This window comes from Cohnella abietis, from assembly GCF_004295585.1.
Taxonomy (GTDB): Bacteria; Bacillota; Bacilli; order Paenibacillales; family Paenibacillaceae; genus Cohnella; species Cohnella abietis.
The window spans coordinates 458,464-472,998 of record NZ_AP019400.1; the positions used below are offsets into that span (position 1 = coordinate 458,464).

Below are 14,535 nucleotides of genomic sequence, written 5' to 3' on the forward strand. Positions count from 1 at the left end.
GAATCTTCACCTGTCTGTCGTGCAGGTTATCCTACACCATCACTTTCTAACAAGGAGTAAAAATTATCGCGGTCTTCATTATCGAATTTGCCAAGCGCCCGTACCCTGACAAATTCATGTCCGCCAAACATGTCGATTTCCTCGCCGCAACTATTGTAGAGCGCGATCATATTGCCATCCCGATTCAGCTCCATATACCCGTAACAAGTTGCCTCGGGCGCTTCGCCGTAAAAGAGCAAAAATCTGATTTTGTCCACGCTGTTCATGCAGATCTCCTTTCCTTATTCCTCATTGATCTGAAGAATATTTTACGTGACACCAGATGAATTGGAAAAAGCGATATGGCCCTGCATACTGGGAAATTCATTCCTATTTAGAAAGCATGAGGGGGGGATCCCTCGCTATGTCGCTCATTCTCACATTATCTCTTGACGAGATGCGATTTGGGGATTATGATAACGTGCCGGTTAATTCAACAATGTAAATCAATAAAAAAGCTAACTTTTCGAAGTGCCTTTGCACCGAATCGTCAGCCTGTCGTGCAGATCATGAAAATAAAAACCCGTAAGAACATCAACTAAGGAGCATGCCATGGCAGCTCTTTTCGTATTTTCGCCGATAGACCCGTTAAGCTGAACCGTACCACAAGTAGGGCGAAATCTTCTTCGCTCTGAATGACTTTCCTTAGCTACCACAAACAAAAAATAACGGTGAAGGGTTAATCTCCCTTGCACCGTTATTTTTCTCGTATAAATTATTTTCTCGCTTGAGAGCTACCTTCAACTCAAGGTTGAATAAGTAAACCATTTGCCGTGTTACGAGTATAAGCTTCCTTAAGCATTAGGTTCGTCTAAGTAACGATTAATAGCATCCTCGATAACTTGTTTATGAGGAGACAGAGGTGTTGATCCCTCTTGACCGGAAAGACCATACTCATAGGCAGATACAAGGGCAGATAAGACATCTGGTAAGTTCAAATCTGTTACTATGGTTAATCCAGCACGTCGGAATACTTCTAGGTCAAGAGCAGTTCCTAGACCATTTGATTTCAAATAATCAAAGATTACATTTATCGCTGCATCTACGACAATTGCTTGTTGCGCCTAGACAACAATCTCTTGAATTTGAGAGACTGTTCTTTGAAGTGTGTAATCGGTCTCCAATGCGATTTGGATTTGGAAAGTTACTAGAGTGCAGCTAGAACAGCTGATAAATTGAGTGACGAAACGCTCTCAATGCCTGCTGTGGAGAAAGTCGTCTCATCAACATTGATCCATGTTCCAACACTATTATTAATCTTATTTAGTGCGATGGTGGATGGAGCTGGTGTTGGTACTGGTGTTGGTACTGGTGTTGGTACTGGTGTTGGTGTTGGTACTGGTGTTGGTACTGGTGTTGGTACTGGTGTTGGTGTTGGTACTGGTGTTGGTACTGGTGTTGGTGTCGGTGTCGGTGTTGGTGTTGGTGTTGGTGTTGGTGTCGGTGTTGGTGTCGGTGTCGGTGTCGGTGTTGGTGTTGGTGTTGGTGTTGGTGTAGGTGTTGGTGTAGGTGTAGGTGTAGGTGTAGGTGTTGGTGTTGATTCTGATGCTTTAGCTTTTACTGCTGCATCTGCTGCAAAAGATCCGACTACAAGATCGCCACGGGTAGCAAGCTTCGATCCATCGCTGCCTAGATCAATTCCGGCCGCTTTGGAAACATCTAAGTAACCTTGGTACCATGGAGTCGTCGTTTTCACATCGGCTCCTTTACCAAACCCTTTAACCAGCAATGTAGCAAGCTGCCCCAAAGTTACGTTATCCTTTGGTGCAAATGTGGTGTCCGTCATGCCATTAATGATTCCAGCTTTTTTTGCCGCTTCAATAAACGGAATTGACCAAGCTACAGAAGCATCCGTACCATCTACATCTTTGAAGGACGAAGTGGTTTCTGACGCGATGGTTAAGCCAAAAGTTTTAGCTACAAGTTTAGCAGCTTCCGCACGCGTCACGTTTCCCGTAACATCAAATTTGTCTGTGCCATTGCCTTCCATAAATCCCTTGGCTAGCAATGCATCAACTTTGGCAAGAAGAGCCTTGTCCAGACCTGCTAAATCTTTGAAATCAGCAGAAGTCTTTACAGGTGGCGAAGTCTTTTCTGTTGCGGCAACTACACTTGGAATAAGTAAGCAAGCCACTAACGACAGAAGAATCCATTTTGAAACTTTCCTTTTCATAGAAAAATGCTCCTTAATTTATATTTTTAAGTGTACATCGCACTTAAGACCTATATCGGCATTTAAATCAATTCTATGTAGATTTTTGAGGGAATAATTTACACTCTGGGATTATTTAGCGGATGGCGACTTTAAGGATAGTTGGACACCCTCAACAGGAGCCCTCAAAAATCCTTATCAATGCCGAATCTCGATCTCAGAAATTTTGCGGCTTAGAAATTGTCGAACGAGAACGCACGGCTATAAGCAGAACGGACATCTTCTTGTCGGTTCACTTGTTGTACAAATGACCCGCAAGCGCCCAATAGGGCTGATAGTTCACCGCTTATTCAGATGGGACTGCTGTGCATGCACTAATTGAATCGCGACCATAATCTCTAACGCGCTAGGACAGTCCATTCAAGCGACTGTTACAACCAGCTTCGCGGATGACAAGGATATTCTGGCATGGGCAGTTACGGCCATGAACAAGCTGGGTATTATCGAAGGCAAAGGTGCGAAACAGTTTGCTCCAGAAAATAAAGCTACAGGCGCAGATGCTGTAATAATATTGTTAAAAATGTTAGTGCAAAAGAAAAAGTAAAGGACACATAGACAAGGTTGCTTTGAATTTAACTCAACGCAACCCTGTTTCGATCTAAATTGAAGTGCATCTAGCGGAGGAACTGATAAGCCATGGCCCTTATTTTTTGCCGATAGACCCGTTACGGTGAACCTTATCACAAGTAGGGCGGAAAATTGGGGGTTTATTTTGCCCGGCTCGGGTTTGGGATAATTCTTACTATGTGGAAAAAATGGGTCATGGCGTTGGGGCATCGCGTGTTCCCTATCGAAGGTGGCGGCAATACGAGTGTTGTACTGAAGGACATTGGTGATAACTGGGCTAAAGAGGCTATGAAATTGACACTGATCGTGTTCGACGATGCCGACAATGCCTGTCTACTGTCCTATCTGGCACAAAACGTGAATCGTGTCGTCAGTGTCGATGCGTTGTTTCAGTTTACTTGGGGAACGGAGAGTCTAGAGGACACGAGAACGGTCGCTGTACACATCAGCAATTCACGCAAAAAAATCGAGGCTGACAGCGTCATGTGCAGATAGACCGGCGTGAAGCAGGACGATCCATAAACTATAAGGAACGAGATATAGATTACTCACGCTTCTGCTAGCTTTCATAGGCGGCCTCTTCGTAAGCCTCCAGACGTTTGTCGAATTCTCCTTCGGTTTCTCCGAAGCGCATGACATGAATCGCTTCCGGATCAAAGCTGAGTCCGATCTCCGCTCCAATCTCAGCCTTCCGCGCCAAATGGACGAGTCACTTGTTGCCGGACTTGTCCGTATATCCAATCTCACAGTGGACGCCGCGGAATAAATGCGTGCCACCCGCACTTTCAGCATGCACTTCTCGCTGTCTGTTAACTCCAGATGTTCCGGCCGGATCACAATCACGACCTCCTCGTTCTCATAGAAGCCGCCGTCCACACACTCAAACGGCTGACCCGGAACTCGACTTCTTAGTCGCGTATCATCCGTCTTGGAATAATATTCGATTCTCCGATGAAATCGGCCACAAATTGGCTGATCGGCTCGTCATATATATCGGTAGGTGTTCCGCTCTGCTCGATTTTGCCTTCGTTCAAGACGAAGACCTCGTCCGACATCGCAGGCGCCTCTTCCTGGTCATGCGTAACGAAGATGAACGTAATGCCAAGACGCCGCTGCAGCTCCCGCAGCTCATATTGCATCTCGGTGCGCAGATTCAAATCCAGCGCTGATAAGGGCTCCTCCAAAAGCAAAAACCTCCGGCTCGTTCACAATCGCCCGAGCGATCGCCATCCGCTGCCGCTGACCGCCGGACATCTCCGGCATTTCCCGATTCTCGTATCCGGATAAGTTGACGAAGCGAAGCGCTTCCCGCACACCGACGGTCCAAGCAACGTGTAAAACTTGTCGAATGATCGGCAGTTCGTTAATCTTCGCTTATCGTCTTCTTTGTCCTGCCTGGAATAAACCTCCACCGCATTATGAAAAAAATAACATATTTTTTACATGAGTATGGCATCAGCCTTTACAAACTGCCTTTATAATAGGCTTGGTATATTCGTTGGTATATTCGTTAGGTATGCTTTTGAAATCTTCTTTGGACAAGGGGGATGGCAGGACAATATCTATATCTTTGCTAGCTGTTGATATAGACAGGCTTTATTCCAACTAAATAATATCATAAATATGAAAAGGGGAATCCCCAATGTACTTACTCAAAAACAAGGCAACCAAATCGTCCTTGACCAGGCGGGCATTTTCATTTGTGTTAATGCTCTCTATGATCCTTAGTATGATGATACCCACGCTCGGTGTCAGTGTGGCGGCAGCAGATACCGGGTCTGACGTCGTACTCATGTCGCTGACTAAGACATCGGCTACCGTAGCCGAAACAGGTAATCAATTTACAACAGAATCCGGTGTTTTCGCGGGTGTATCCAACTTGACGGCATGGAGCAACAACACGCAGAAAGTGGTCGGTGGCGCGGGAAAGACGCCCATTGTATTCAACAACGCACAGACGACCGGTGGGTGGAAACCGGTCAGCGTGGCGGGTCTTGACAACGCCGATGCATTCCAGATCAAGTTTTCAACACTCGGCTACCAAAACATCCGCTTCACTAGTAAGCAGAAGTCTACCGGAAGCGGTCCCGACGCATTTTTACTCGCGTATAGTGTAGGCGGCCCAACAGGATCGTACACCGTGATACCGAATTCCGCGACAGGCACGAGCGGGATACCGGCAATAAGTAGAGTGAGTAACGATACCTATGATGCCTTGCAGGCGACCTATGATAATTTCGTTCTCCCCTCTGAAATGAACAATGTGAGTGAGATCTATCTTCGCGTCGTGTTCAACGGTTTAACAACATTAGGAGCAAACGGAAACACATCTATCAACGATATCGTTATCATCGGCGATAAAGCCGCGAAGGCTGATGTTTCCTTAATGTCGCTGACTAAGACATCGGCTACCGTAGCCGAAACAGGTAATCAATTTACAACAGAATCCGGTGTTTTCGCGGGTGTATCCAACTTGACGGCATGGAGCAACAACACGCAGAAAGTGGTCGGTGGCGCGGGAAAGACGCCCATTGTATTCAACAACGCACAGACGACCGGTGGGTGGAAACCGGTCAGCGTGGCGGGTCTTGACAACGCCGATGCATTCCAGATCAAGTTTTCAACACTCGGCTACCAAAACATCCGCTTCACTAGTAAGCAGAAGTCTACCGGAAGCGGCCCCGACGCATTTTTACTCGCGTATAGTGTAGGCAACCCAACAGGACCGTACACCGTGATACCGAATTCCGCGACAGGCACTGGCGGGATACCGGCAATAAGCAGAGTGAGTAACGATAACTATGATGCCTTGCAGGCGACCTATGATAATTTCGTTCTCCCCGCTGAAATGAACAATGTGAGTGAGATCTATCTTCGCGTCGTGTTCAATGGATTAACAACTTTAGGAGCAAACGGAAACACATCTATCAACGATATCGTTATCATCGGCGATGAAAAGGGTAGCGGAAGCGCCACAGTGAACAAAACTGCGTTCAACGCGGTCCTTGCAGAGGCGGCTTTGAAAATCAAAGGAGATTATACAGCGGGCACTTGGGCGGTATTTGCTGATGCATATCAGAGCGCGCTGACAGTCGCGGGCGATAACATGGCAACCCAGCAGGAAGTAAACGCTGCGAAAATCAGTTTGCAATCAACCATGAATGCGCTGAAACGTCTCGACGAAGTTGTTGATATTATGGATTGGCCCGGAAATGGCGGCGTGACAGCTTGGGATACAACCGCAAAATTGTTGCAAGATGGATCAGGACTTGATTTCCACGACGGCAAGTTGTATGTAGTAAACAACAAAGAAGGTAAGTTCTGGGCATTAGACGTTGCATTGGATGGAACCTTGAGTTATACACCGGGCTTTGAGAACGGCAAGGTAGTCAGATTCAAGAGCAACAACGGCGAGCCGGATACCGAGGGTATAACCGTGGACGGCCAGGGGCATGTATATTTCGCCTCCGAGCGAGATAACAACAATAAAAACGTGAACTTTAACTCTATTCTGCAAGTTGAGAATCCATTATCGGCTGCGACTGTTTTTACGGCCACGAGACAATGGGATATAACAGCGTCATTGCCAAACGTTTCGGCGAATCTCGGTATTGAGGCGGTGGAGTGGGTTTCTAACGCGGATGTCGCGGGAAAGCTGTTTGACGCTAACACAAACGCGCCATTCGACCCGGCTAATTATCCAAACGCAACCGCGGGCGGTGTGTTTTTCGTGGCGCTCGAAGACAACGGTCATGTTTACGCGTTTGTTCTATATGATAATGAAACCTTTGTGCGAATTGCCGATATCGATCCTAAGCTTGGCACGGCGATGGCTCTTAATTATGACGAGGAAGAGGGCGTTTTGTGGGTAAAAGCGGACGACACAAAGGGTAACGTCGCAGCAATAGTCACATTCACAGGCACCCCCACAGTGAAGATTACCCATGTCAATCCCCCCAGCGGATTGAATAAGGGCGGCAATTACGAAGGCTTCGCAATCGCGCCCTCGAGTTATGCAGTGAACGGACAAAGGCCGGTGTATCATATTGAAGATGGCCTCAAAACCAACTCGCTGATGATCGGTAGCATTTCAAGCGGCTATGTTACCGGTGTTGTTGTTGATTACAGCAAACTTGCCGAAGCAATCGAATTAGCAGCCGTAAAAGTTGAAACTTCATACACAGAAGAGACTTGGTCACGTTTCGCAGCTATGCTCACAGAAGCACAAAGAGTTTTCGCCGACGCCAAAGCCACGCAGCAGCAGGTAGACGCCGCAAAGGTCAATCTGACCAGTGCGATGAATGCCCTTGCGTTCAAGATCGTAAAAAAGAGCTTATCTGGAATTGCAATCACAACGCAGCCTACGAAGACGCAATACTTTGTAGGTGAAAACCTTGATCTGGATGGTATCGCCGTAACCGGAACGTATGATGATGCAAGCACGGAAGCCCTCACGGTAACGGCGGCCAACATCACTGGATTTAACAGCACCGCAGCGGCGACCGGCCAAGTAGTAACAGTGACTGTGAATGGCAAGACAGCAAGATTCACCGTCGATATCGTAGCAACTACGGATTACATCATCGGTACTCCTATAGTTTCGATAACGGGACTTTCTGCAACAGTATCTGCAAAAATTAATATTCAACAATCTGTTACTGCACCAGCAACGGTGATCTTCCAATTGATGGATGGGAAGACTCCGGTGCAACTGATGGCAATCAAGAGCACGATTCAAGACGGTCAGGAAGTGACAGCACAATTCAACCTGCCTTCCGCCAAAAACTATACCGTCAAAGTATTGATATGGAATGATTTGCATGGTCAGGTATCCAAAGCAACGCCGCAAACGAGCACTATAACACCGGCAAAACCGTAATGCATTACTGCTGATTCGTTCATAGAAGGGCTTGCAAAAGTCCTTCTATGAACCTCATTAATTGTAAAAATAGAAGTGTAAAGAGAGCGGGGAAATCCTTTTGAAAAGTAAATGGTTAGGACTCTTGTTAACGATTGTACTGATGCTTACCATTCTCCCTGTGCATGCTTTTGCATCGGATATCTATCATATTACGGTTTCCACGAATGCCAACCAGGTAACGGTCACTGGAGGAAACCCCTCCTTCGCTGGCCAAACTGTAACTGTGCGAATAGTAGATAGTTTTAGCCGTAATATTTTGGCAGATGAAATGAAAGCACAGTCTAACGGCAACTATGCCTTCGGACCTTATATACTAGAGAATGGCTCTTATACTGCTTTTATAGGGGGTATAAGTACACCGGAATCCAAAGCATTCACAGTAAATTCAGTTACACCGCCAAGTTCAGGTGGCGACGGAGGCGGCGTTGCTCCATCGAATAGCTACACGATAGCAGCTTCCAATAGTGCCGAGTTCACTCTAAATGGTGTCAAGTTCTTGGTTCCAGCAGGCGCTACGGAAAAATCGATTTCAGTTACCGTGGATAAAATCGCCGACATCTCAGGTTTACCTAAGGATGCCATCCTTCAAATACTTGGAGATGTCTTTGAAGTCAAGAAAAATAGCGAAATGGATTTCCTCAAACCCATAACTATTGTTCTGCCCTTCGACAAGTCTAAGGTAGACTTTGATAAGAATACGGTTGCGGTTTACTGGCTGGATGAAAAAACGAACAAATGGGTTCAACTGAACGATACTAAGGTCGATCGAGGAACTGGTAACGTATCCGGAAATACCACGCATTTTACGAAGTTTGCCGTGATGGTTTCGGAACGTATTCAGGTACCAACACCGTCCACGAATGATTCAGGTTTAATCGATATCAAGAGTCACTGGGCGGAAGCCAACATTAGAGCATTAGTCAAATTGGGAGCCATCAGCGGATACCCGGATCAAACCTTTAAACCAGATAATAATATTACAAGAGCAGAATTCGTTTCGATTTTGGTGAAGGCGCTTGAATTGACTGCACCGGATAGTAAAGTCTTTGTCGATACGAATGGTCATTGGGCCAAGGATTCAATCGGAACGGCAGCGGCGTTAGAAATTGTTACTGGTTATAAAGATAATACCTTCCGCCCGAACGATCTGATCACTCGTGAGCAAATGGCCGCGATGGCGGTTCGTGCTGCTAAACTGAATTCTTCGACTAACGCCATTGTCTTTAAGGACAGCTCTTCGATTTCAAACTGGGCAGTTGAAGCATTATCAGCAGCGGCTGATAAAGGGCTTATCTCCGGCTATACAGATGGAACGGTAAAGCCTAAAGCCAACACTATTCGCGCGGAGGCCGCTACGGTTATTCTGAGAACGATTGGTCTCAAGTGATTCAACGACTCAGTTTAAATGAAATTCTCGATAGTGCAGAGACATAAGTAAACTTCAAATAGCCCCCGGCCTTTCACAAAGGCGGGGGGGGGGGAGTGATGATCATACACTCATCGTAATACCAAAGAAGAAAAGGCCAACATTAGAACACTTGTTGGCCCAATGTAAATCGGATACTCGCCATGATGAAATTGATTTCGGAATAGAAGGGAAGGAATCGATTTAGATGAGTGCAGATCGAGGAGATTTAGAATGGAGTAATTTTGACGGATCAGATTAAAAATCTTGATTGGCGAGTTAGACGCATTGACATCGTTGGAAAAGCCCCGAATGAAGTCGTTATTGAGTGCTTAGATAAAATACTCACATTTTTATAGCAATTATTAAACTAATAATAACGCTTATAAAGTGACTGATATTTATAAAGAGTTACTGAATTTGTAATGAGTCTGGTCGTTTGTTGATTAGAACGTGTACGCTCAATATGAGGCGTATTTTTTTTCGCCTTTGAAAGGTTACGGTGAACCTTATCACAAGTAGGGCGAAAAAATGGGGGTTTATTTTGCCCGGCTTGAGTTTGGGATCGTTCTTAATCGGAGGAAAAAATGTGGTCATGGCGTTGGGGCATTACTTGACGCTATTGACCCTTTTTTTGTTCTTTTCGCTAGGTTCGTAATCGGCCCAATGTCTTGTACGGTCAATTGGTCTAAGAAATGCTCGCGTATCGCCTTTGCGACTATGGGGCGGGCATCATCCAATGCAGATTTCAGCTCTATTAAGATCGAACTTAAAGTTTTCTTTGTAATTCACAAGTGGCCCCATCTAACATGATAAAATTGGAGGAGAAAAATCGGAGGCACAAGAGGAGTCGGACTCGCCAACATCGAAGGGCGCTTAAGAACACTCTACGGAACGGGGCTTAAGATCGATAGCACGTCCAGACAGGGCACGGAAGTCATGATTAGCATTCCGAATTCGATTCAATGAGGTGACTTATGGTGCGAGTAATATTAGTCGGCGATGAGCAACCAGCACTGGATTTGCTTGAAAAGCTGTTGATAACGATCGGAAACATCGAGATTGTCGGGATGTTTACGAAACCGGATGAAGCGATAAATAAGTTATTGCAAGAGCGCATAAATGTTGTATTTTTAGATATTGAAATGTCTGGTTCGAACGGTATCGAAGCGGCCAAACACATCAAGGCGATTGATCCTGGAATCGATGTGGTTTTTGTGACAGCATATCATCATTATGCAGTCGAAGCCTTTGAACTAAATGTCATCGATTACGTGTTGAAACCAACCACAGCAGAACGATTAAGCAAGACTATCGCACGGATTACGTTAAAACAGAGCGCCGGTAAGCCAGAAAAATTCAAAAAGGAGAGGCAAACTAGGAAGTCCCAATTTATCTGTTTTGGCCGTTTTGAATGGATAAGAGATGCGAACGCGGAACTAACTTTTCCGGTAAAATGGCGAACATCCAAGGAACGCGAACTGATGGCGTATCTCGTTCATCATCGGAATACGTTTGTCACGAAAGAGAAAATTCTGGAGGATATTTGGCCTAATTTAAATATGGAGAAAGGTACCAGATTTTTGCATACCTGTATCTACAAAATCAGGAGAAAGATAGCGAGTGACGGTGACAACTACAAGCTGGAGTTTCATAACAACTGCTATCGTTTGGAGACGCGCGGGAGAGAGAGTGATGTCGCCGAATTTGAGCGGGTTATTACTAGCGGTGAAATGGTAATAACGCCGGATTCTATCGGCGAATTCGCTAAGATAGCAAACCTATATAAAAGCAATTATTTGGAGGAAGATGGTTTTGCTTGGGCTCGTCAAGCGCAGGAAAAATTCAAAAGCGATTATATTGAGTTAATGAGACGAATGGCGGACTATTATCTCTCCGTACAAAATTACCGCGCGGCGGAGCATTGTCTGCGAAGCACCCTACTTCAAAATCCTTTCCTTGACGACATCAATGAAAGGATGCTTCGAATCTACGCGAAGATGGGCGACCGCTTGTCCATGCAGCAGCATTACGAACGATTTACTAAGCTGCTGCAGGAAGAGCTGGGGACCACCCCATTAAAATCCACCGTTCAATTATTTTCCGAGTTGTACTACGGCGATGACAACGATGATGAGTCGAAGGCGTAAGCCGTTTTTTTGCAGTGGGCGGTGGCACGAAGAACGACAAGTGGATGAGGCTCGTTGCGGATATTACCGGCAAAGAGCTGTTATTGATGTTCACCATGGACATTCGTAACAGCTCTTTTGCATGCGGCTCTGCTCTCCTGTACTTCATCTATTCAAGGAATCCAGATATTTTATTGAATCAGATTTTCAGGAATGTTCTTTCGGGTTCCGTCCAGACCCAGTTTCTTCAATGGGCATCTGCATCCACATCCTGAATCAACTCTACGGTTTCTCCACCGGGAGCATTAAGAAAGCCGTATTTCATATGAACGATCTGGCCGGAGCGGGTAGGAATGTGGGAGATGGCAGGCTTGGTGGCGACAGTGGCGCCGTTGGCAATCGCTCTTTCGTAAGCAGCTTCCATATCGTCGGTCCAAATGGCAACATGCTGCCATTTGCCAAGGGAAAACGGTTCGGGACTGCCGAATATTTCCAATAAATCACCGGTGCCCAGATCCAGAATAAAGGCGTGGTCCTCTTTCCCTTCTGCACCCCATTCTGCAACAAGTGCAGCATCAAAGGCATTTATATAGAAGTTTGCGGCAGTATGTAAATCAGGCACGCGCAGACAAACGTGATGGATACCCTTTTGTTTTAATTTAGAATACATAATTTTAACACCATACCTTTCTTATAGTCGTGAAATTTTGTTTTTATAGTCTGTGATCTAGATTTTCGCGAGCATCACGGCTGAGGTAGCCGTCGTCTGATGTCGGAATAATCATATCGGGACTCGGCGCCATCCATTTTGCGGCATTGCGCAGTACCTGGTGGATTTCCTTCTGATACAGGATAGGAAATGTTTCATGTCCGGGGGTGAACTGGAACAGTTTTCCCCTTCCGCGGAAATAAACGTTGCCGCTGCGGCAGACATCGCCGCCCTCCCACCAGGCAATAAAGACGGTTTGATCCGGTTCGGGAATCAGTTGCGGTTCACCGTACATTTCATCTGCGGGAATTTCGATGCATTCGTTTATGCCATAGGCGATGGGATGACCTGGATTGATGACCCAGACTTTTTCCTTTTCACCCTTGGGCATGGTGCGAAAGCGCCCCCAAAGTCCCGCATCATAATAAATGCCAAGCATTCTCTGCCAGGGTTTCGAAAAGATAGAGGAATGGAGGGCGACAAAACCCATTCCGCGGTTGACGACATGATAGCAGATCCGGTTTGCAACTGTGTCATCAAAGGCAGCATTGTCGATGTGGCTCCACCAGATAAGAACATCGGTAGCCGCCAGGACTTCTTCGGAGAGTCCGTGAGAGGGCATATCCTGAGTGGCAATTGTTACTTCAAAATCATCATAGCCATGAAAAGCCTGGGCGATAGCAGCATGAATACCATCGGGATAGATTGATTTCACGGGCTCACTGCGGTCCTGATTGTGCTCGTTAAATATGGTGATATGGATTTTTCGTTCCATTAGGAGTATCCCCTCTCTGTAGGTTTAGTCCTGAAAGCCGTGATAGTCGAGGATTGCACAGGGCTTTTTCAGCTGTCTAGCCGCAATCGTAGATTCTTTTTAAGTTCCTCTGCCGTTGTAAGCAGACCTATTCAAATCGAGTGCTAGTGTTCGAATGGAAAACCCTGACGGGCACCACAAGATTCCCGGATGATTAAATGAGGCTCATGGGAAATGTTGATCCCTTCGGAATCTTTGTTGATAGCGCTTATCAAGGTCATGATGGACATGCGTCCCAGGTAACTGTTCTGCTGATCCAGCGTTGTCAGGCGAGGGCACGTATATTCGCCTGAAGGAAACTGATCACAGCTGACAACAGATATATCTTCCGGTACACGTAGTCCTTTATCTGCTATCGCCCGGATGGCACCCTGCGCTACTGCATCGTTCATGCAGATAATTGCGGTAGGGGTCGTTTCCGTTTGTTCCAGCAGTTTTGCCATGGCTCGATAGCCGTCTGGTGCGTAATAATTGCTTAAAGAAATCATGGAGGGGTCGAAGGGGATAGCGAGGTTCTTCAGCGTCTGTGTATACGCAGCCAGTCTGGCTGTGGTCGTACGAATCCCTTCCTCGCCTCCAACAAAGCCTATCCTGCGGCGACCCAGCGCCAGTAGATGATGGATCAGGCCAGATATACCGCCGCTTAAATTTCGGTTCAAGAAGGTACAATTGCAGTCTGGAACGGACTGTCCCAGAATGACTACTGGAATCTGTCTGCCCATACGATTTAAGGCTTCTTTATAGGAATCAGAAATATTATCTCGGTCGATTTCACCACCCAGAATCAATACACCATCCACCTTTTTATCCAGCATCATCTGAAAATAGGTTTTTTCCGGTATGGCATCGGAAACGCCATGGTTGGATCCACCATAGAAGGTGTTGCATAAAATGATGGAATACCCGAAATCTACCGCGTAGCGTTGGATCTCCAGATATAGCTCACTAAAGTATGGATTTGTAATGTCGGATACGATAATTCCTAGTGTTTGGGTATGGTTACTGGTCATAGCACGTGCCACGGAGCTTGGTGAAAATTGGTATTTGTTGATGATGTCAGTCACATGTGCCTTTGTCTTTGCGGAAACATAAGGACTGTTGTTGATAACGCGAGATATTGTGGAAACAGACATCCCGCTCAACTCTGCGATTTTATAGATGGTAAGGCTTTTCTGATCATCTGACATGATAAAATTCCTTTCTAAATATCATCTATATAGGAACACCCACATATGAAATTGAAACCGGTACCAGGATGTCGTATTAAGTGTACTATATGCTTTAAAAAACAGGAAAAAAAAGCAATTTAACATTTTTCTTAATTGTAGTATGGGAAAAATTAAAAGTCAACGTAAAACGAACGGTTTTGGTACCGATACCAAAACAAAGTGAGTGCACAGAAAAAACAAAATTTATGTTAAAATAATATTGACAAAGTCGAATGAGTTAATTTATAGTTCAATTCAGGAAGTGGAATTGCCAAAAATAATAAGTGGAGGTTGCTATTATTTTTTTATTTCATTTTGGTACCGGTACCAAAAGTGTGTTGAGGTGAATTTAGATTTGAGAAAGTTCAAAAGTTTAATTTGCAGTTAAGGTTAGGGAGTCAAAATGACGAAAAAGTGATAAACGAAAGATGCATTCATTTTTTTATTCCATTTTGGCACCGGTACCAAAAAATGTTAAAGTAAATTTTACTCTAACAAAAATGAAAAGTTTAATTTGCAATTCAGGTTAAG

The 14,535-nt window shown here is 45.5% G+C and carries 12 protein-coding genes and 2 pseudogenes; 7 read left to right on the top strand and 7 right to left on the bottom strand.

Annotation, left to right across the window (positions count from 1 at the left end):
• Positions 1-26: 26 nt before the first annotated feature.
• The 3 genes from KCTCHS21_RS01865 to KCTCHS21_RS01875 all read right to left on the bottom strand — a co-directional run bounded on the left by KCTCHS21_RS01865 (position 27) and on the right by KCTCHS21_RS01875 (position 2,212).
• Positions 27-266: a hypothetical protein gene (locus KCTCHS21_RS01865; RefSeq protein WP_130604867.1), complete on the bottom strand. Its 240-nt coding sequence runs from the start codon at positions 264-266 to the stop codon at positions 27-29.
• Between the two features lie 567 nt (positions 267-833).
• Positions 834-1,052 (bottom strand): hypothetical protein, encoded by a 219-nt coding sequence (locus tag KCTCHS21_RS01870; protein ID WP_130604868.1) that lies wholly within the window; start codon positions 1,050-1,052, stop codon positions 834-836.
• 134 nt (positions 1,053-1,186) lie between these two features.
• On the bottom strand, positions 1,187-2,212 hold the full coding sequence (locus tag KCTCHS21_RS01875) for an S-layer homology domain-containing protein (protein ID WP_130604869.1): 1,026 nt from the start codon (positions 2,210-2,212) through the stop codon (positions 1,187-1,189).
• 397 nt (positions 2,213-2,609) lie between these two features.
• On the opposite strand from KCTCHS21_RS01875, the gene KCTCHS21_RS31885 reads away from it, so the two are divergent.
• Positions 2,610-2,795, top strand: coding sequence for an S-layer homology domain-containing protein (locus KCTCHS21_RS31885; protein WP_269472760.1), 186 nt, complete (start codon positions 2,610-2,612; stop codon positions 2,793-2,795).
• Between the two features lie 218 nt (positions 2,796-3,013).
• Positions 3,014-3,313: a winged helix-turn-helix domain-containing protein gene (locus KCTCHS21_RS32015; RefSeq protein ID WP_331871698.1), complete on the top strand. Its 300-nt coding sequence runs from the start codon at positions 3,014-3,016 to the stop codon at positions 3,311-3,313.
• Between the two features lie 64 nt (positions 3,314-3,377).
• On the opposite strand, the pseudogene KCTCHS21_RS31605 reads toward KCTCHS21_RS32015, so the two are convergent.
• Positions 3,378-4,132, bottom strand: a pseudogene (locus tag KCTCHS21_RS31605) (ABC transporter ATP-binding protein); the annotation flags it as partial.
• A 328-nt stretch (positions 4,133-4,460) separates the two neighbouring features.
• On the opposite strand from KCTCHS21_RS31605, the gene KCTCHS21_RS01895 reads away from it, so the two are divergent.
• The 5 genes and pseudogenes from KCTCHS21_RS01895 (at position 4,461) to KCTCHS21_RS01925 (ending at position 11,548) form a co-directional block, all read left to right on the top strand.
• The gene (locus tag KCTCHS21_RS01895) at positions 4,461-7,697 is read left to right on the top strand and encodes a bacterial Ig-like domain-containing protein (protein WP_130604871.1); all 3,237 of its coding nucleotides are present in this window, start codon (positions 4,461-4,463) and stop codon (positions 7,695-7,697) included.
• Between the two features lie 100 nt (positions 7,698-7,797).
• Positions 7,798-9,126, top strand: coding sequence for an S-layer homology domain-containing protein (locus KCTCHS21_RS01900; RefSeq protein WP_130604872.1), 1,329 nt, complete (start codon positions 7,798-7,800; stop codon positions 9,124-9,126).
• 254 nt (positions 9,127-9,380) lie between these two features.
• Positions 9,381-9,503 (top strand): annotated as a pseudogene (locus KCTCHS21_RS31610) (mRNA-degrading endonuclease); the annotation flags it as partial.
• Between the two features lie 618 nt (positions 9,504-10,121).
• The gene (locus KCTCHS21_RS01920; RefSeq protein WP_130604873.1) at positions 10,122-11,294 is read left to right on the top strand and encodes a response regulator; all 1,173 of its coding nucleotides are present in this window, start codon (positions 10,122-10,124) and stop codon (positions 11,292-11,294) included.
• Between the two features lie 14 nt (positions 11,295-11,308).
• The gene (locus KCTCHS21_RS01925) at positions 11,309-11,548 is read left to right on the top strand and encodes a hypothetical protein (RefSeq protein WP_130604874.1); all 240 of its coding nucleotides are present in this window, start codon (positions 11,309-11,311) and stop codon (positions 11,546-11,548) included.
• On the opposite strand, the gene KCTCHS21_RS01930 is transcribed toward KCTCHS21_RS01925, so the two are convergent.
• The 3 genes from KCTCHS21_RS01930 to KCTCHS21_RS01940 all read right to left on the bottom strand — a co-directional run bounded on the left by KCTCHS21_RS01930 (position 11,521) and on the right by KCTCHS21_RS01940 (position 13,983).
• A complete protein-coding gene (locus KCTCHS21_RS01930; RefSeq protein ID WP_130604875.1) occupies positions 11,521-11,943 on the bottom strand; it encodes a VOC family protein in 423 nt (140 codons plus the stop codon). The two genes, KCTCHS21_RS01925 and KCTCHS21_RS01930, sit on opposite strands and share 28 nt — an antisense overlap.
• A 43-nt stretch (positions 11,944-11,986) precedes the next feature.
• Positions 11,987-12,757, bottom strand: a complete 771-nt coding sequence (locus KCTCHS21_RS01935; RefSeq protein WP_130604876.1) for a ThuA domain-containing protein — start codon at positions 12,755-12,757, stop codon at positions 11,987-11,989.
• Between the two features lie 143 nt (positions 12,758-12,900).
• Complete coding sequence (locus tag KCTCHS21_RS01940; RefSeq protein WP_130604877.1) at positions 12,901-13,983, bottom strand: LacI family DNA-binding transcriptional regulator; 1,083 nt, start codon at positions 13,981-13,983, stop codon at positions 12,901-12,903.
• Positions 13,984-14,535: the final 552 nt, after the last annotated feature.

What these genes read in the sequence shown, in the direction of transcription:
- KCTCHS21_RS01865 (WP_130604867.1), bottom strand. Translation starts at nt 266, where the DNA reads ATGAACAGCGTGGACAAAATCAGATTTTTGCTCTTTTACGGCGAAGCG.
- KCTCHS21_RS01875 (WP_130604869.1), bottom strand. Translation starts at nt 2,212, where the DNA reads ATGAAAAGGAAAGTTTCAAAATGGATTCTTCTGTCGTTAGTGGCTTGC.
- KCTCHS21_RS32015 (WP_331871698.1), top strand. Translation starts at nt 3,014, where the DNA reads ATGGCGTTGGGGCATCGCGTGTTCCCTATCGAAGGTGGCGGCAATACG.
- KCTCHS21_RS01895 (WP_130604871.1), top strand. Translation starts at nt 4,461, where the DNA reads ATGTACTTACTCAAAAACAAGGCAACCAAATCGTCCTTGACCAGGCGG.
- KCTCHS21_RS01920 (WP_130604873.1), top strand. Translation starts at nt 10,122, where the DNA reads ATGGTGCGAGTAATATTAGTCGGCGATGAGCAACCAGCACTGGATTTG.
- KCTCHS21_RS01930 (WP_130604875.1), bottom strand. Translation starts at nt 11,943, where the DNA reads ATGTATTCTAAATTAAAACAAAAGGGTATCCATCACGTTTGTCTGCGC.
- KCTCHS21_RS01935 (WP_130604876.1), bottom strand. Translation starts at nt 12,757, where the DNA reads ATGGAACGAAAAATCCATATCACCATATTTAACGAGCACAATCAGGAC.
- KCTCHS21_RS01940 (WP_130604877.1), bottom strand. Translation starts at nt 13,983, where the DNA reads ATGTCAGATGATCAGAAAAGCCTTACCATCTATAAAATCGCAGAGTTG.